Source organism: Prevotella sp. P3-122, assembly GCF_002251365.1.
GTDB lineage: Bacteria > Bacteroidota > Bacteroidia > Bacteroidales > Bacteroidaceae > Prevotella.
This window is the reverse complement of record NZ_NPJH01000021.1, coordinates 54,368-73,405: the sequence shown is the minus strand read 5'-3', so window position 1 is coordinate 73,405 and position 19,038 is coordinate 54,368. Positions and strand designations below refer to the sequence as shown.

The 19,038-nt window shown below is 51.0% G+C and carries 9 protein-coding genes; 3 read left to right on the top strand and 6 right to left on the bottom strand.

Annotated elements, in window-relative coordinates; all coding sequences use genetic code 11:
- Window positions 1-127: 127 nt before the first annotated feature.
- Complete coding sequence (gene priA, locus CIL02_RS04000) at window positions 128-2,425, bottom strand: primosomal protein N' (protein ID WP_094399289.1); 2,298 nt, start codon at window positions 2,423-2,425, stop codon at window positions 128-130.
- Window positions 2,422-4,464, bottom strand: coding sequence for an HD family phosphohydrolase (locus CIL02_RS03995; protein WP_094399286.1), 2,043 nt, complete (start codon window positions 4,462-4,464; stop codon window positions 2,422-2,424). Before CIL02_RS03995 ends, priA begins: the two co-directional genes overlap by 4 nt.
- Window positions 4,465-4,573: 109 nt before the next feature.
- On the opposite strand from CIL02_RS03995, the gene gltX reads away from it, so the two are divergent.
- The 3 genes from gltX to CIL02_RS03980 are packed head-to-tail and all read left to right on the top strand — an operon-like array spanning window position 4,574 to window position 8,637.
- Entirely contained in the window at window positions 4,574-6,091 is a 1,518-nt protein-coding gene (gene gltX, locus CIL02_RS03990; protein WP_094399284.1) for a glutamate--tRNA ligase, read from the top strand.
- Window positions 6,092-6,099: 8 nt separating this feature from the next.
- Window positions 6,100-7,317 carry a 3-deoxy-D-manno-octulosonic acid transferase gene (locus CIL02_RS03985; protein WP_094399282.1) on the top strand — a complete coding sequence of 406 codons (1,218 nt, stop codon included), beginning with the start codon at window positions 6,100-6,102 and terminating at the stop codon, window positions 7,315-7,317.
- Window positions 7,318-7,377: 60 nt separating this feature from the next.
- A complete protein-coding gene (locus tag CIL02_RS03980) occupies window positions 7,378-8,637 on the top strand; it encodes a permease (protein WP_094399280.1) in 1,260 nt (419 codons plus the stop codon).
- A 494-nt stretch (window positions 8,638-9,131) separates the two neighbouring features.
- On the opposite strand, the gene CIL02_RS03975 is transcribed toward CIL02_RS03980, so the two are convergent.
- From CIL02_RS03975 to CIL02_RS03955, 4 genes are all read right to left on the bottom strand, one after another.
- Complete coding sequence (locus tag CIL02_RS03975) at window positions 9,132-12,617, bottom strand: hypothetical protein (protein ID WP_141210122.1); 3,486 nt, start codon at window positions 12,615-12,617, stop codon at window positions 9,132-9,134.
- Between the two features lie 139 nt (window positions 12,618-12,756).
- Window positions 12,757-13,260, bottom strand: coding sequence for an RNA polymerase sigma factor (locus tag CIL02_RS03970; RefSeq protein ID WP_094399276.1), 504 nt, complete (start codon window positions 13,258-13,260; stop codon window positions 12,757-12,759).
- 649 nt (window positions 13,261-13,909) lie between these two features.
- On the bottom strand, window positions 13,910-15,718 hold the full coding sequence (locus tag CIL02_RS03960; protein ID WP_141210121.1) for a RagB/SusD family nutrient uptake outer membrane protein: 1,809 nt from the start codon (window positions 15,716-15,718) through the stop codon (window positions 13,910-13,912).
- Between the two features lie 13 nt (window positions 15,719-15,731).
- The gene (locus tag CIL02_RS03955) at window positions 15,732-19,022 is read right to left on the bottom strand and encodes a SusC/RagA family TonB-linked outer membrane protein (RefSeq protein WP_094399270.1); all 3,291 of its coding nucleotides are present in this window, start codon (window positions 19,020-19,022) and stop codon (window positions 15,732-15,734) included.
- Window positions 19,023-19,038 lie beyond the last annotated feature (16 nt).

The following is a 19,038-nucleotide window of genomic DNA, read 5'->3' as shown; positions in this document are numbered from 1 at the left end:
CTGCGCTTACAGCGCGTGCTGGTCAATGTGTTCTCTGCGAGCAAGTAGTCAGAGTAAATCAGGAACAGTTCCATTTTGGGTACAACAAACTGGACACCCTAATCATTAATCAATAATCATTCATCCCTTACATCGGGTCCACGTCATAGTATATCTGGAGTGTGGCATAATTTTTGTCCTGCATAATCTGTCTTTGTGCCATTCTCAGATACTCCCTGACTTTTTTCTGGTCTATGCCGTTTTCGAGCTTTAGCATTATCTTTCTGATGTGCATGGTCTTGACCCTTGCCACGGCAGGCTTGTCGGGTCCGAGAATTCTCTCACCGAACCATGTCCTCAGCCTTTTGCCCATCTCTGTAGATGCTGTTTCCACCCTTCCCTCGTCCTTGTGCTTGAGATAGATGTATATTAGGCGTGTGTATGGCGGATAGCAGAACAGGCGGCGTTCTTCGGCAAGGTCGTTGTAGAACGCAACGAAGTCGTTGTTGACAATCTGCCTTATTACTGGCATTTCTGCCGACTTTGTCTGCAGCAGTACGAGCCCCTGTCTTCCCTTGCGTCCGGCTCTGCCTGCCACCTGCGACAACATCATGAAGGCATGCTCATAGGCTCTGAAGTCGGGTATGTTGAGCAGCGAGTCGGCATCGATGATACCCACGAGCGATACCCTGTCGAAATCCAGTCCTTTCGTTATCATCTGTGTACCTATCAGCACGTTTGACCTGCCGTGTGAGAAGTCGTCAATAATCCTTGCGTAGGCATTCTTCGTGCGTGTGGTGTCGAGGTCCATGCGTGCCACCCTTGCTTCGGGGAACAACTCGGTTATGAGGTCTTCCACCTTTTCCGTGCCCAGTCCGCGGCCCCGCAGTCTCTTGCTTCCGCATTTCGGGCACGCCTCTGGTACGCCGTAGGCATGTCCACAGTAGTGGCAAGTCATGAGGTTCATGTTCTTGTGTAGAGTGAGCGACACGTCGCAGTGCTCGCATCTCGGCACCCATCCACATTCCTCACACTCCACAACGGGTACGAAGCCCCTTCTGTTCTGGAAAAGTATTACCTGCCTGTTGTCCTCGAGCGTCTTCTTCATGGCTTCCAGCAGTTGCGGCGAGAACGGACCCTTCATCATCTTTCGCCGCTGCATGTCCTTTATGTCTACAGTCACTATCTCGGGCAGTGCCATGTCCTTGTATCGTCTGTCGAGCCTAACGTAGCCGTATTTGCCGTTCTGTGCGTTAGTCATGCTCTCCATGCATGGCGTGGCAGAGCCGAGCAGAGTCTTTGCCCCGCATGTTGCGGCAAGCATTATGGCTACGCTGCGTGCGTGGTAGCGCGGGCTTGGGTCCTGCTGCTTGTAGCTTGTCTCATGTTCCTCGTCTATTATCACCAGTCCGAGGTTGCTGAAAGGCAGCAGTGCCGCACTCCTTGCCCCAACTATTATGTCGTATGGACACTGCGACATCTGCTTCTTCCATATCTCCACCCTCTCGGCATCGCTGTATCTGCTGTGGTATATGCCGAGTCTGTTGCCAAACACCCTCTGCAGCCGTTCCATCATCTGTACGGTAAGAGCTATCTCGGGCAGCAGGAACAGCACCTGCTGGTGCTGGCTGAGGGCCTTCAGCATGAGGTGTATGTATATCTCGGTCTTCCCGCTCGATGTCACACCGTGCAGCAGCACCACGTTCTTCTTTAAGAATCCCATCAGTATGCTGTTGTATGCATCCTGTTGGGCCTCGTTAAGCTTCTTGGCGTTCTCTGGTGCGAATGAGCCTTTTGTGCTGAGCCGTCCCACTTCCTTCTCGTATGTGAGCAATATTCCTTTCTTCACGAGAGCCGCTATGTCTGTCGTGCTGCAGCGGCTTACGTTGCGCAGTTCCTCACGTGTTATCTCCTTAATGTCGTCAGGAATATTGTCGCCTTCGGTCTCAGCCCAGTGTGACAGCTCGAGGAACGTGTCGAGCACCGTCCTTTGCCTGTTGCTTTTGGCTGTCATGTTGAGAGCGACGTGCATTGCAGTCTCGTTGCGGTATGCTTCGGCCAGTGCCACATATGTCTCTGTCTTTGGCCTGTATCCGTCTTCGTCTTTCAGTCCGGCAGGCAGTGCGGCAGTATATATATCGCCAAGAGCTGCCATGTAATAGTCGGCCATCCAGTGCCACAGCTTCATCTGTTGCGGCATCAGCATGGGTGTTTCGTCAGGCAGCGAGTATATATCCTTTATCCTCGACTCGTCAAGTCCCGTGGTGTTTTCTTCACTTGTCTCATCTATTATGGCTGTATAGGTTTTGCTTTTTCCTACGGGTACAACCACGCGCATCCCTGTCTTCACCTTGTCGGCAAAGATATCGGGTACGGAATAAGTGAAGGTACCTTCGAGGGGCAGAGGCAATATCACCTGGACATATTTTGTTCTGCCCTTATTCATTTTGGTTCCGGGTATTGTATTCTCGTATGGTATATCGACATGAGGCGCTCGATGAGTACGAGCTTGGCCTGGCTGATATCGCGGAAGGTGATGGGGCAGTCGGTGAAGAAGCCGTCGGCGACCTGTCCGTCAATGAGGCGGTTTACCAGTGTGCTGATGCTCTCCTCTGTATATTCCGTCAGCGAGCGTGAGGCAGCCTCACAGGTGTCCGCCATCATCAGCAGTGCTTGCTCGCGGGTGAACGGGTTCGGGCCGGGATATGTGAACTGTTCCTTGTCTACCACCTCTTCCGGATGCTCGTTCTGGTATTTTATGTAGAAGTATTTCGCCACGCCCCTTCCGTGGTGCGTCAGTATGAAGTCCTTGATGATTGTAGGCAGGTTGGCCTTCTCGGCAAGCTTCACACCCTCAGTGACATGCTCGATGATGATGCGCGCGCTCTCCTTGCATTGCAGGTTCTCGTGGGGGTTGATGCCAGCCTGGTTCTCGGTGAAGAAAGCGGGATTGGTCATCTTGCCGATGTCGTGATACAGTGCTCCTACACGTACGAGCAGGCTGTCGGCGCCAATTCTGTTTGCCACCTCTGCTGCCAGGTTGCCCACCGTTATGGAGTGCTGGAATGTGCCGGGTGCCACCTCGCTGAGGTTGCGCAGCAGTCCCTTGAAGGTGTTGGAAAGCTCGAACAGCGTTACGTTGCTGGTGAAGCCGAACATCTTCTCGATGAGGTACATCAGCGGGTATGACAGCAGAAGCAGTACACCATTGACAGCGAAGTGGGTATACATCTTTATATCGAGCTTCACCACGTCGGTCTCCTGCATCATCTGCATGGCGAAGAACACCGCGCAGCTGCCCAACGTCACGAGCAATGCCGTCTTGATGACCTGTGCCCTGTTGGTAAGCTCGCGCAGCGAGTATATGGCCACGAGTCCTGCTATGAGCTGTATGATGATGAACTCGTACTGGTATTTCACCGCTGCCGTGGATATGAGCACTATCGTCAGCTGGGTGACGAAGGCCGTGCGTGAGTCCATGAACATACGGGCGAAGATGGCGGCCATGGCAAACGGGATGATATAAACGCTGAACAGGTTGTGCTTCATCATCAGCGATACTATGATGGGGAACACCGTTATCATCACGTAGAGCATCATTATAGAGCGGGGCTTCTCGAAGTAGTCCTTGCGGAACAGGGCTATGTACATGGTGAAGAGCAGCACCAGCATGCTTACGAATATTGTCTGTCCGATGATGGTTGTCGTCATCTCGTCCTCGGTGGCGCTGCGTCTCTGCATCTCTCTCTCAAACGATGACAGTACACGGTAGGTATAATCATCGACAATCTCTCCTCGGTCAATAATCTTCTGACCGCTCATCACCATTCCACTGGCCAGCGGAATGCTGCTAAGCATGTCGTTGCGCTCGCCCTCTGTACGCTCCTTGTCGTATTTCAGGTTTGGCTCAATGTAGTTGTTCAGGTTGCACTTCTGCAGCAGTGCCCTGTCCTTGCTCAGCGTCTCGTCGTCGAGCAGCATCTTGTATGCCGACATTGTGGAGTACACGCAGCCGATCTCTATGCTTGCCGCATTTTTCCCCGTAACCACTCTGATGGCTTGTGTTGAGTCCTTGGCGATAGTCTTGTATTCGGCCGTGCTCATTATTCCAGCCTGGTACAGCCGATGCAGCCTGTCTGAAATGATGTTTATGTATGAGTGTGGGAGGCTGCCGGCAAAGTCCTGTTTGAATTTCTCTATCTGCACCTTCTCCTCGTCGGGGTTGTAGTTGTAGTATGGCATTATCGTCTCCATGAGCGAGTCCTGCTCAGCCATCACGGCCTCTTCGGTCTTGTAGATGGGAAAGTCGAACTGTGCTATGAACGACTGGTACATCCACGGCTTGCCCACGTCGTATCTGAATTTCTGTCCTTGCGAGTCGCGTGGCAGAAACCATACTATCAGCAAGACACTCACTACAACGAGTAGTGTCCGTACCATCATATTGCGCCAGTAGCGGTTGTCGTTTCGGTCTATTATGCTCATCCTTTTTTGTCTGTTTATGTGTTTACTCTGCGAAAATACGAAAAAAAATCGCAAAAGTCGAGAAAATATATTAATTTTGCAGAAAAATTTATTTCTTCTTTGTATAAAGATGTCTGATAGAAAGGTTAGGGTGCGTTTTGCACCAAGCCCTACAGGGCCTTTGCATATTGGCGGCGTACGTACCGCTTTGTATAATTATCTCTTTGCACGCCAGCATGGTGGCGATTTCGTATTCCGTATTGAGGATACCGACTCTCACCGTTTTGTTGCTGATGCAGAGGAGTACATAATAGAGTCTTTCCGCTGGTTGGGCATAGAGTTCGACGAAGGTGTAGGCTTCGGAGGAGACCATGGACCATACCGTCAGAGCGAGCGCCGTGATATATATAAGAGGTATGTGCAGCAGCTGCTCGACAATGGCAAGGCATACATCGCATTTGATACTCCAGAGGAGCTTGATGCCAAGCGTGCCGAGATACAGAATTTCCAGTATGATGCTTCCACCCGCATGTCCATGCGCAACTCGCTTGTCATGCCGGCAGAGGAAGTAAGCAGGCGTATTGCCGACGGCGAGACATACGTGGTGAGGTTCAAGATTGACCCAGGCGTTGAGGTGCATGTCAACGACATGATACGTGGCGATGTGGTCATCAAGAGCGACATCCTCGATGACAAGGTGCTATACAAGAGTGCCGATGAGCTGCCAACATACCATCTTGCCAATATCGTTGACGACCACCTCATGGAGATTACCCATGTCATCCGTGGCGAGGAGTGGCTGCCAAGCTCGCCTCTGCATGTCCTGCTCTACAGGGCTTTCGGATGGGAAGACACCATGCCCCGCTTCGCACACCTGCCGTTGTTGCTCAAGCCCGAGGGCAAGGGCAAGCTCTCGAAGAGGGATGGCGACAGGCTGGGCTTCCCCGTGTTCCCGCTTGAGTGGCACGACCCGAAGAGTGGTGAGGTGTCGGCAGGCTTCCGTGAGAAAGGCTATTTCCCCGAGGCTGTCATCAACTTCCTTGCATTGCTTGGTTGGAACCCCGGTACAGAGCAGGAGATATTCTCGCTCAGCGAGCTGGTGAAGGCTTTCGACATCAGCAGGTGTAGCAAGGCCGGTGCCAAGTTCGACTACCAGAAGGGTATATGGTTCAACCACGAGTATATCCTCCGCAAGAGCGATGCCGAGATAGCGCAGCTCTTTGCGCCCATCGTTGCCAATAACGGCATCGATGAGTCTATGGAGCGCATCACCAAGGTGGTGTCCATGATGAAGGACCGCGTGAGCTTCGTACGCGAACTGTGGCCACTGTGCTCGTTCTTCTTCATCGCTCCGACGGAATATGACGAGAAGACGCGCAAGAAGCGTTGGAAGGAGTATTCTGCACAGCAGATGACTGAGCTGGCAGAGGTATTGGAGTCCATCGGTGACTTCTCTGTCGAGGGGCAGGAACCTGTTGTCATGAAGTGGGTAGAGGAGAATGGCTACAAGCTCGGCGACATCATGAACGCTTTCCGTCTTACACTCGTTGGCGAGGGCAAAGGCCCTGGCATGTTCGATATTTCCGCTTTCCTTGGTAAGGAAGAGACACTCGCCCGCATGCGTAGAGCCATTGAGATACTGAAATAGACAAGGATATGTACAATCTGGTTATACATGGATACGAACTTGGTGTCTTCATTGCAAGTCTGTTCAGCAAGAAGGTCAAGACCATGTGGAAGGGCGAGAGAAGGGCTTTGGCCACTCTCGCCGACAAGGTTGACCACGATGCCAAGTATATCTGGTTCCATGCGGCGTCGCTCGGAGAGTTCGAGCAGGGTAGGCCGCTTATGGAACGAATACGCCAGGAACATCCTGAATACAAAATCTTGCTCACCTTTTTCTCGCCATCGGGATATGAGGTGCGCAAGAACTATCAGGGAGCGGACATCATCTGCTACCTGCCCATCGACACTCGGAGCAACGCCATTACGTTCCTGCGTACAGTAAAACCTGTCATGGCATTCTTCATCAAGTATGAGTTCTGGTACAACTACCTGCACATACTGAAATACCGTAACATACCTACATATAGCGTGTCGAGCATTTTCCGACCGGAGCAGGTGTTCTTCAAGTGGTATGGACGCAGGTATGGCCGCGTATTGAAGTGTTTCACCCGCCTGTTCGTGCAGAACAGTCAGTCGCAGACCTTGCTCGAGTCTGTGGGCATTACCGATGTTGACGTTGTCGGTGATACCAGGTTCGACCGTGTACTGCAGATTAAGGCCGCATCGAAGACGCTTCCATTGCTTGAGGCTTTCAAGCATGGCGGCAAGGTATTTGTGGCCGGCTCCTCATGGTTGCCCGATGAGGAGATATTCGTAAAGTTTTTCAATAATCATCCCGACTGGAAACTGGTCATTGCGCCGCATGTCATCAGTGAGGAGCATCTTAGGCAGATAGAGTCTCGTCTGTCGCGCCCGGCTGTACGCTATACGCAAGCCACCATCGAGTCTGCCGCCGAGGCGCAGGTACTTATTATCGACTGCTTTGGACTGCTTTCCAGCATATACCATTATGGTGAGATAGCATACGTGGGTGGTGGCTTCGGTGTAGGAATACATAATGTCCTTGAGGCTGCCGTATGGGATGTGCCCGTGTTCTTCGGACCCAACAACGAGAGGTTCCGTGAGGCACAGGGACTGAAAGCCTGTGGTGGTGGTATAGAGATTACATGCTATGATGACTTTGAAAAGGCTATGGAATCTTTCATTGCCGACAAGCCTTCGCTTGATAAGGCTGGCGAGGCAGCAGGACGATATGTGCAGGGACTGGCCGGTGCTACCCAGAAGATATTGGACAGGGTGTGTCTTTGAAAATAATATTATAAGTAAAGCCTTTCAGGCTGATATGGCATTTAGGCATTGTTTACTATTATGCAAGAAATACTTCATATCATTAACGAAATGTCGCCCTATCTTCTCTTGGGCTTCTTCCTTGCCGGGCTTATGCACGCTTTCATTCCCGGCCAATATTATACCCGGCATCTTGCAACACCCAACTTCACGTCGGTTGTAAAGGCTGCCCTCTTCGGCATTCCTCTGCCGCTATGCTCCTGTGGAGTCATACCTACTGCAATGTCGCTGCGTAAGGAGGGTGCGTCAAAGGGTGCCGTGGCATCCTTTCTTATTGCTACGCCCCAGACGGGTGTAGACTCCATTATTGCTACTTTCAGTCTCATGGGACTGCCTTTTGCCGTGGTCCGTCCCTTGGCGGCCTTGCTTACTGCTGTGTTTGGTGGAGCGATGGTAAATGCGTTTTCCGATTCTGCTGCCGGCCATGCGGACAATAGGGTAGGAGAGGAGAAGAGTGAGCAAATGACATTATACAAAAAAATGAAGTCTGCCCTCAGCTATGCCTTTGTAGAGATGATGGAGGACATAGGCAAGTGGCTTGTCATCGGACTGGTCGTTGCCGGCCTTATAACGGTTTTTGTTCCTGATACCTGGTTTGCAATGTTCAAGGGCAACACGCTGGCATCCATGCTCCTTGTCCTTGCCATTGCCGTACCAATGTATCTTTGTGCCACTGGGTCCATACCAATAGCCGTTGCACTGATGCTCAAGGGGCTGACACCCGGTGCGGCTCTTGTACTTCTCATGGCTGGCCCTGCCTGCAATATGGCTTCCATCCTCGTCGTTCGCAAGGTGCTCGGCACACGTACCCTTATCCTCTATCTGCTATCCATAATTCTCGGTGCTGTGGCCTTTGGCTGGGTTATCGACCTCCTGCAGTTTGGTGGAACAATTGATTTTATGGGTGGCATCGTTGCCCAGTCTGCCTGTTGTGCGGAGCCTGACAGCTGGTTCTCGTGGCTATGCACCATTGTCCTTGCCCTCTTGCTTATTAACGCCCTCGTACTTCCGCGCTTGCGCCCAGGCGGCCATAGCCATTGTCATGGCTGTTGTGGTGAAAGCGAAAGCCATGTAGCGCCCTCGCGCGTGCGTATATATATAATAGGTGGTATGAACTGCAACCATTGCCGCGCGTCAGTGGAGAAAGCCCTGAGCAATGTCCCCGGAGTAAGTTCTGTCTCTGTAGACCTTGCCACAGGTAAGGCCGTTATCGAGGGCGATGCCTCTGGTGCGGACATCCGCAATGCCGTCACATCCCTCGGGTTTGAGGTAAAAGCCTAACCACAAACAGCCTCACCCCCGGCCCCTCTCCAAAGGGAGAGAAAAATAAGCCTCACCCCCAGCCCCTCTCCAAGGGGAGAGGGGAGTTAGATACCTTATAGACAAATCAATACATTTAGCGTGCGCCCCATCCCAAACATTGCAACCAACACGCGCTGTAAGCGCAAAAGCGCATAGCCCAGGGTAAAGCGTAGCGACACCCTGGGTATAAGGAGTAATAGACAATGCGCTTACAGCGCAACAATTACCGACACGAAAATACCCAGGGTGCCGCTACGCTTTACCCTGGGCTATGCGCTTTTGCGCTTACAGCGCTTATGTGTTTAAATTTGCTTATTACAATGTGCCTCTAAGGTATCTAGCTCCCCTCTCCCTTTGGAGAGGGGCCGGGGGTGAGGCTTTTTTTTTTGGAGAGGGGCCGGGGGTGAGGCTAAAAATAGCGGGGCAGTTACTGCCCCGCTATTGATAGTTGCTTTATTCTCGTAAGTTATTGTTTACTTAACGATCACCTTGCGTACGGTTGTCTTGCCGTCAGCGTTGGTAGTCATGATGATGTTCAGACCTTTGTTGAGGGACTTCATCTGACGACCGTCGATGCTGTAGTAGCGTGAACCTGTGATAACGCTGTTGTTGATGTTCTCAACACCTGTTTCCTCTGCGTGCTTGCTGTTCTCACCGAGGTAGAAGAGCTCGAAGTAAGAAGCTGTTGTCCAGTCACCGTCTACATGCTTGGTGTTGTTGAAACCTATTCTCAGGAAGCCGTCAGCACCTACGTAGGTGTAAACCTGGTTTGGATATGCAGTCTGCTGGAAACGCTCGTTAGCAGCGTCGCGCATGTCTGGAGCGTAGTATGTTGTCTTCACGCCCTCAACAGATACAGAGTCAATGTACTCCTTCCAGTGGCTGCCGCTTGCGCTGGTAGCGATCTCGTCGATGATGATGATGTCTTTCATCTCTACAGAGTCAAGGTTTGCATAGAGCTTAGCACCGATAACGGTACTGTCAGCCTGCCAAGCCTTTGCTGCACCGTCAAGCCATCCATAGCGGTAGAAGCCCTGGCACTTAACGAGGTATGTACCCTCTGGCAGGTTGTGGATGTCCTGATGAACGTCGAAGTTGCCGTTGTAGCCTTCCATTACGTTGTCGGCAACACCAGGATTAGCACCATTGTTTACAGTCTCCCAACCGCTTGTGCCGTCGGTGAAGTCTGGGTTGGTGATTGCCCATGTGAAGTCAGCAGGCTTATCGTCGCTTCCCTCAGTAAGCTTCAGGCCGTTGATAGCCAGCTTGATTTCTGTTACCTTGGCACCGCAGTCCTCTGTCTTGATAGAACCATCCGCAAGTGCTGCAGGAGTTTCGTTCATAAGCTTATCGGCAGTTGCAACAGCTTCTGTGGAAGCGGTTTCCATATACTCGTAGTAAGCTGTTGTCAGTTCTTCGATAGCAGCGCTAATCTTGTCGTACTCGTCTGCGCTTGCAGCAGCAGCTGTGTTGGCCTCGATGAGTGCCCTGTAGGCTGCCATCATGTCGTCACCATTTTTTGCTTCGATAGCGGCCTTGGCGGTGGTGAGTGCCTCATTCAGAGCGGTCTTCTCCTCTGCTGCCATCAGGCGTCCTGCTGTCAGGTCAGCCTGGTCAATTACACTCTGGAGAACAGGACTAACAACTGTTGGGTCGTAGCCGAGATAAGTGAGCTTGAAGTCGTGGAAGAGCATCCAGCGGCTGCCTGTTGCGGCTGGGTCGTTGGCACCGATACCGATACGCATGTTGCCGTCGATGCAGAGAACAGTCACTACGTTGTTGTAGTTTGCCGGATCCATAGCCATAGCCTCGTAGGCTGTCTTCATGGTGTTAGGTATCCAGTATGTGCCACCTACGTTGCTCCAAGACTCGGATGCTGTAGGAGCCTCGGCGCCTTCAATCATGAAATCGCAGATGCTCTTTACCATCACCTTGTTGTCGCCAGCGAAGATGTATGCCGGAGTCTCCTTGTTGCCAGCCTCCCAGTTTGCGTATGCTGTCTCGGCAGAACCCGGACGCATGAAGGCCTGTATCTCGAGCTGGTAAGCACCCTTCTGAATGCCCTTCAGATCCTGGTATACCTTGAAGTCGCCCTGATATACCTCTGCAAGACGGGTGTCGGTGGTACCACCTGCGCCAGGTGTAGCACCTTCAATTGTCCAACCATTGAAGCTCTGCTTCTGTGTAGAGCTCTCATCCTGAACGGTACCCTCGTTGAACCATGGGTTGGTGATGAAGTGAGTAACATCGTCACCAGGTTTAGCGGCGTTCTTTGCTGCTTCGTCAGCCTTTGCCTCTACATCAGCGATGAATGCAAGAATCTCCTCTGTGGTAGCGGTAGGTTCAGCAAGCATGTTCTCACATTCTGCCCACTCATCCTCGAGATCAAGACTCTGCTGGAAAACCCAGTCTTCGAATTTTTCGTTCAAGGCCTGAAGTGCAACGTATGCTGCTACGTTGGCTTTCAGTTCAGCAACGTGCTGCTGAGCACTTGCGTATATGGCGAGAGCCTCCTCCTTGGTAGTGGCGCTCTGTGCTGCTTCGATGTCCTTTTCTACAGCGTCCTTGTACTGTGGGCTATAGATAGCCTCTGCCAGCTCGTTGTCGAATAATTCGGCATAGCTTGTGGTTATGTACTTGTATGATGCGAGGCCGCTTCCGTAGAATACGAGAGAAGCATTGTCGAGACCCATCCACTCAGAGATGGCAACATCCTGTTTAAGACCAATCTCCAGCTCGCCCGTTGTGATGTCGATGAATGCAGAGTAAGCTCTTGCATCGCCTGTTGTCAAAGGAATCTTCAGGTCGTTGAAGTATACATACTGGCTCTGGGTAGTGGCGTTGTTAAGGTCATACTTGTTGATGAAAGCAGAAAGACCAACCTTGTAAACACCGTTTGGCAGGTTCTTAACTACCTGATACATCTTGCCGGTGAATGCGTTGGGGTTCCAGTTCTCGTAGAAATTACCGCTGAAGGCACCTTCTGAGTTCCTTGCGGGGTCATTCGTTACGTTGGTGGCAGTAGCATTGTTCTGCGCGCCTGTAGTTGTTGACCAGCCATTGGTACCATCGGAGATTTCCGGATTGACGATGTTTGAAGTCATGTCTACCGGGTTGGTAGGATCTACGAGGGTAGCAATCTTGTTGTTCAGAGAATTTATAGCCGCATTAATCTCTTCTTCTGTTGCAGAGGCATTGTTGAATACAGCCTCCTCAGAAGCGATGTTGTCTACACCCTGTGCCTCTGCCTTCTCAAGAGCGTCCTTGAGAGCGAACTTCAATGCATAGGCATCATAGTCCTTAGGAGATACGAACAGCCAAGTGGCATTATCGCCAGCCTGTACGTCGAACCACAATGCATAGGTAGCAGGTTGCTCTGTGTAGCCTGCCTCTGTCCATGACTTGCCATCCCAAAGACGGTCGTGGGTGAGGTTTACACCAAGGAATTCTCCTTCAACATATTCCCAAGTCAGACCACCGTCTGTGCTGGTTTCATCCTGGAAAAGCTCAGGACGCTTGATGGAGTACTTGTTGCCACCAAGCTCGGCAATTTCCCACTGAAGCGGGTTGCCGCTGTTGTTAGCACCGTCAACGAAGCAAGCTTTGTTGTCTGTACCTGTCTTGCCGTCGGCAATACGCTTGAGATAGTGGTTGTTTTTGCCGCAGTCTGACCACAGATAGTAACGGGCTCCAGTGAGCACTTCGGCACCGGTGTTCTCTTCCATGGTCTGTTTTACTACATACTTCAGACCTGAACTGGCGTTTACAACGGCCTGAGTGCCCCATGATTCGCCTTTGTTGACCCAGGCTTTCTGTCCTACATTATAGATGTAGACAGTGTCGCCTGTTGCCAAAGGCTGTCCTGCGGGTGCGGGTACTACCCAATTCCCTGCAAGGGCTGTGGAGCTTGACATTGCTGTAAGCATTGCTACAGCAGCGAAACGAAAAATTTGTTTCATAAGCTAAATTGTTAAGTTAGACTTTAAAAATATTAATGTTAAGGTATTAAATGTACACTTATTTTGTGCTGAGCCACAGAAGGGCATCGCAAACTGGTTGCAATATATGTGTTGTTGCTTGTCGCTCGGCTGTCGTGCGCTATGTTCCGAACAGCTTCCTTATGCCTCCTCTCACCTCCATCCTCGTCCGGTAGACTCTTGACTCCACGGCTCTGTAGCTCATGTCCATGATGTCGGCAATCTCGTGGTAGTTCTTCTCCTCGAAGCGCGACAGCTCGTAAATGCGGCGGTTGGTAGCCGTCATGCTGCCTACAATCTCTCTCTCTGCCTCTGCTATCTCCTTTGCATCGAACGATGTGTCGTCATATCCGGCGTCATAGATGTCTGCGGTGGCAGCATTGGAATATAGCTTGTGTAGGAATGCCCGTCGGCGAAGGTAGTCTGTACGTATTCTCATGGCTATGGTGAAGGTGATGCCGCGTATGGTCTCTATATGCAGTGTGTCAATGCGGAGCAGCCTGACAAAAACTTCCTGCACCAAGTCCTTACATTCCTCTTCTGGAATGTTGACCTGACGGAATATAGACAGCAAACTGCTTCTCATCTCGATGTAAGTATCGCCTATAGCGGCTGTTAGATTCATAGAATACAGTACAATTTTGGTTAGTCCGAGGCTTGGCGCATGCGCACCAGCTTTTAAATTGTATTATTTATCTAAATGGTATTATTGCAATACTATGGTTTAGGTTCTGCAAATATAACAATATTTTTTTTATCAGTACTATATTTTTTCGAAAAAAAGAATATTTAACGTTTTTGGGGGCTGGGGGCGAAGGTCAAAGGGTGAGGGGCGAAGGTCAAAGGTCAAAGGGCTGGGGGCGAAGGTCGAATGTCATTTTGAACGATAAATTTGAAGGTCTGTAGTTTCCAGCACGTGCTGATTAAACTCGACTCATGTCATTTATCTCCTCTTATCTTCATTTATCTCCTTTTTACTACTTGCGAAACTTGAATTACTTATTGTTGCATTGTATGTATATATTGCTATCTTTGCTGATAAAGTTAATAACCTTAAGGCCGTAAGGTTATTAACCTTTCGCCAGTAAGGTTATTAACCTTATCGGTGTTGCAAAGGTATTCGTTGACTATGGCAAATATATTAGACTCCCTTCATGAATAATAATCTGTAAAACATCAAACCATATCTCTGATGAACCAAAAACTTACCCCCGGCCCTCTCTTTTAAGAGATGAGCCGGGGGTAAGACTATAGGTTTATGTCTGTTCCTTTTATTACTTCATTGGCAGATACCAGTTGATTTCCTGTGTGAGGTCCTTGACTGGGTTCTTGTATGCGAGCTTGCGGGCGAGCCACAAGCTGCCGTAGTTGCTGCCATAGAGTGGGTCAGCATTCTTGTGCTTGGCGATACGTGTAAGGTCTGCGAAGCGGTTGCCCTCGAATGCCAGCTCCATAGCCATTTCGTCACAGATGATATCCTCCATGGCGTTGATGCTGTCCTCGGGAGTGTCCTGTACGTTCACACCCTGCTCCTTCAGCTCAGCCAGCTTGCCTGCCAATACCTCCACGTACTGATATGGGCTGTACTGGCCTTGGGTCTCGTTGGCACCATGTGAGTGTATACCGATATTCCGAATTTCTGTTGTGAAATTGTTCATGTTCTGCTCGCTGAAGAAAGGAATAGTTGTTGTCAGCATTTCGATGGTCTCTGGCTTCAGGTAGCCAGCCTCGTCGAGCTTTGAGTATGACATGCCGTCCTTAAGTATCATGAACGCAGCATCGGGATAGCCCATACGGTTGAGAGCCTCGGCAAGACGCAGGTAAACAGTGGAAGCGCGGTAAATATTTATGTTGCCACCGTTATACTTGGTCATAAGTCTGAATGCGGAGTCGCCCTTCTGTACAGTCTGTACAGTAACTTGTCGGCGCAAGTCACCCAGCTTTGATGTGAGAATGTCGGTTAAGCTTTCACTTGGCCTGTAGTACCAGTCCTGACTGTTGCAGAGGTTGATATACTGCTGTGACGGCTCTATCTCTCGCTCCAGAATGTACATGTCGCTACCGCTTGTCTGTGACTTGTTGTCCGTAGTGTCCACATCTGTCGTGTAGTAGTTGTATCCAAACAGCTTTGGCAGGTTGGTGGTGGTACCCCTCAATCCGTTTACTGCCATCGGTACGTAGGTAATAATCTCGTTAGACACGTTAGGTGAAACGGTGAATATCGAACTCCAAAATTCATCCACGGTGTAGTATCCTGACATCGGTGGCATTATGTTGTCTGGATAGCTATATTCAAACAATGGTGCGATAAAGAAGTTGCGCTGTCTGATCCTCTGCATGTTCAAGTACTCGAAGTAGCACTTTGCAGCCTGCTCGTACTGGTTGGTCTCAAGATAGATGTCGCCCATGACGAGTAGAACCGGGAACATAATCTTGCGGGAGTTCACCTTCTTGCTTACACCGAAGTTGGTGCTACCGGCATCAATCTCACCATAGTTTGGCACATCAATCTGCTTGTACTGAGCCAGCTCTGGCAACAGAGCGTTGGCGATGCCCGCCATGTCCTTCTTCTCCTTTGGCGCGTTGGCCTCGGAGATGCTCGTGATAGGAGTGGTATAGAAGTCTACCGTGCCATAGTGCTTGCACAGCTGCATGTATGCCCATGCCCTAACGGCAAGAGCCTCTACATACTCAGGTATGGCCACCTTCGTACTACCAGTCATAAGCATGGTGTCGCGGTGTGCGATGTAGTAGTTGCAGTTGTTGATGATACGGTAGTACACGTATGCCGAGTCATACTTGTTGGCTGCTGTAGCCGAGAAGTTTGCAAGCTCGCGCAGGTCTGTCTGTGTGTACATGTTTGTCTCGGTGAGGTCACCTCGCATCTCGTTGATGAGCACGTTCTGGTCTATTGCCAGCTGAACGCTCTTCAGTATGGCAAGAGTATAGAACATGGAGTCGGTCTTCTGGTCGAGTGCCGGGTCGAAGACAATCTGTTCAGACTCGGTTTCCAGAATGTCCTCACACGAAGTGGTTGTGAGGAACATTCCGAATATAGCTGCTAATAATATCAGTTTTTTCATTGTTACAGGAAGTTTAAAGATTAATCTTCAGTCCGAATGTGAAAGCACGGCTAAGAGCTATGTTGCCTGGGTCGATACCCTGATAGAGTACGCTGTTGGAAGCAGAGAACTCTGGGTCGCTGCCAAGGTAGTGGGTAAGTGTGAAGAGGTTGGAAGCCTCTGCCCAGATGGTCAGTCCCTGGAGCCACTCGCTGTTTACAGGCACCTTGTATGAGAGGTTCAGTGTCTTCAGCCTGAGATAGCTTCCGTCCTCTATCCAGCGGTCGCTGAAGCGAGAGTTGCCCATTGCGTCATCGAAGCTGATGCGTGGGATGTCGGTCTGCTGTCCCTCCTGACGCCAGCGGTTTGTCATTGCTGTGGTCTGGTTGTAGAAGTTGTTGCCACCCTCAAGGATAGAGCGTGAGTAGTTGAACACGTCGTTGCCCAGTGAGTAGTTGAAGCCGAGGCTCAGAGTGAAGTTCTTCCACATGATGGAAGCGAAGATGTTTCCGTAGATGTCCGGGTTCGGGTTGCCGATGATGGTCTTGTCGGCCTCGCTGATCTCACCGTCTCCATTGATGTCGACGAAGTGCATGTCGCCAGCCCTGAAGTACTGCTTTGCGCCAGTATTGTCGGTGAGGTAGAGGTAGCCGTCCTTGCCTGCTGCAGCGGCCTCCTTGTCGTCAGCAAATACGCCGGCTGTCTTGTAGCCATAGAAGCTTCCGGCTGCCTGTCCTACGATGGTAGCGATGTTGTCGGTGCCATATATAGAAGATGTGTAGCCGACAGCGTCCTTCTTTCCGTTGAGATAGATTTTGTCATCGTTAGGCAGAGACTTGATCTTGTTGGTGTAGTGGCCAACGCTTGCGCCCACCTCGATGTTGAAGTCCTTTGATACGACAGGCTTGGCTGTAAGAGTAACCTCGAAACCGTTGTTGTCCATGCTGCCGCCATTGCTCCAGTAGTTGTTGATACCAGCTACAGGGTTGTCGAAGCTCTTCAGGGTGAGCAGGTTGGTGGTGTGACGCATGTAGTAGTTGAAGTCGATGCCGAGACGGTTGTTCAGCAGGAATGACTTGAAGCCGAGGTTCAGCTGTCCGGTCTTCTCGTAGGTAATCTCGTCGTTACCGATGTTGTCGAGCAGGTGTGCTGCCGACTTGTTGAGGTAGCTGACAACGCTGAACGATGTGCGTGCGGCGTAGTTGTTGATATCGTCGTTACCGGTGATGTCGTAGCCTGCGCGGAGGAGCAGGTAGTTGATGGCATTGGTCTGTGGGAACCACTTCTCATTGCTGATAGCCCATCCGAGCTGTACGCTTGGGAAATAAGCCCACTTCACGCCTGCCAGGCCGAGTCCGCTGGCATTCTCGCCGAAGCGGCTGCTGGACTCCAAAGACATGGCAACCTGTGCGAAGTAGAGGTTACGGTAGTTGTAGTCTACGTTGGCATACCATGAAATGTTCTTCCATGCGTCGTCAACACCGTAAGACTCCTTGAACTCCATGTCCTTGGAGATGTTAGGTGTCTTGTCGTTGGCAGCGCTCGCATACTGGCCCTGAGGCTGGTTGTTGTCGAACGAGAACGATGTGAAGCGCATGCCTCCGTATACATCGAGGAAGTGAGCGCCGAGCTGCTTTGTGAACTGCAGACGTGTGTCGCTCATTACGCTTGTCTCCTTGGAGAACAGTGACATGGCCATGTTCTGCACGCGTCCGATACCGTCAATAAGGAATGTAGGCATACCTCCTGTCGGACGGTAGTAGCGCTGTGAGTTACGGTTCAGGCCGTAGCTGAAAGTCTCCTGGATGTAGAAGTGGTCGTTGAACTGATACTTCGGAGCGATGATAGCGTTGAACTCAGTGTTCTCCACGCGGTTCTTGTTGATGGCGTTACCATTCTCAAGGAGAGCTGTCGGGTTACCGAGTGTCAGGTTGTTGTCGAGCAGAGATACAAAGTTGTCCTCCTCAGCCAGCGTCGATGAGAGCTGTCCATTCTGGTTGTAGGTGTAAGGGTTGAGGATAGGAGCCTTGATAAGTCCAAGGAATGTCGGCGACGATACCGGTGCGGCAGAGAAGCTCTCGGGAGCACCATTGTCGAAGACGTCGCGGTTGACCTTTGTGAACGACATGTCGAAGCGTGTAGAGAGGTTTCCAATCACGCTGATGTCGGTATTGAAGCGTACGCTCAGACGGTTGAAGCCGTTCTCGCGTGCCGTGCTCTGTCCGTCGGTATATCCGAGTGAGAGGTTGTACATACCAACGTTGTCACCACCCTGCACGTTGATGTTGAAGTTCTCGGTGAGTGCTGTGTGGTAAACCTCCTTTGTCCAGTCGGTGTCGTTGTGGTATGTCTTGTAGTAGTAGCCGTTAGGGTCATCGTTCAGGAAGTTGAACCTGTCGATGTCGTACTTGTTGATGTCGGGATGAGTACCGAGCATCTCTGAGGCGTAGAGCCTGTACTGCGATGCGTTCATCATGTCGGGGAGTGTAGGCTCCAGTGTCACTCCAATGCCTATGTTGGCATCGATGCGTGTCGCCATGGAGCGTCCGCGCTTGGTCTCGATGAGGATGACACCGTTGGCACCCTTGGCACCATAGATGGCATTGCCGTTCTTCAGTACGGTCACTTTCTCCACATCCTCTGGGTTGATGTTGAGGAGCAGGTTGTTGTAGTCGCCATAGTGGAGAGAGTTGCGTGTGGTCTGCATGTCCTTTACCACGCCATCAACAACGATGAGTGGCTGGGCGTTGGCATTGAGCGAGCTGAGACCACGAACGAACATAGCCGCACCGTAGCCAGGGCCGCCAGAGCGTGTGACGGTGTGCACGTCGGCACCGAGATTGTTCTCTATGTCAGTCTCTACGGTCTGCGAGACAGTAGTCCTGATGGTAGACTTGGAACTGGCTGTCACATCGGTGGTGTTCTCGTACATGCTCTTGAACTTGTCGGCAATGAGCACTACCCGCACCTCACCGTCGCCAATAGCTACCTGCTGGCTGAGGTACTGTGGGGCATGAACATAGAGAGCAGTGGCGAATGTAGGCACCTTGATGGTGAACTCACCCTTCTCGTTTGTCATGGCGGCATAGTTACGGTCGTTGAGCGTCTGTATCTGAATACCTGCCAATGGAGCCTTTGTAACGGCGTCAATAACCGTACCCTTTACATCCTTGGTGGGGTAGGTGGGCCGTTTGGCCTGGGCTTTCTTCTTGACAACAGTAGTCTCCGCTCCATCGTCGTATGTGACATCGTCCTGTGCGAAGGCAGCTGTGCTGACACCAAAGGCAAGGACAACGCTTAAACAAAGAATATTATTTCTTTTCATTGTTTTCGGAATTTAA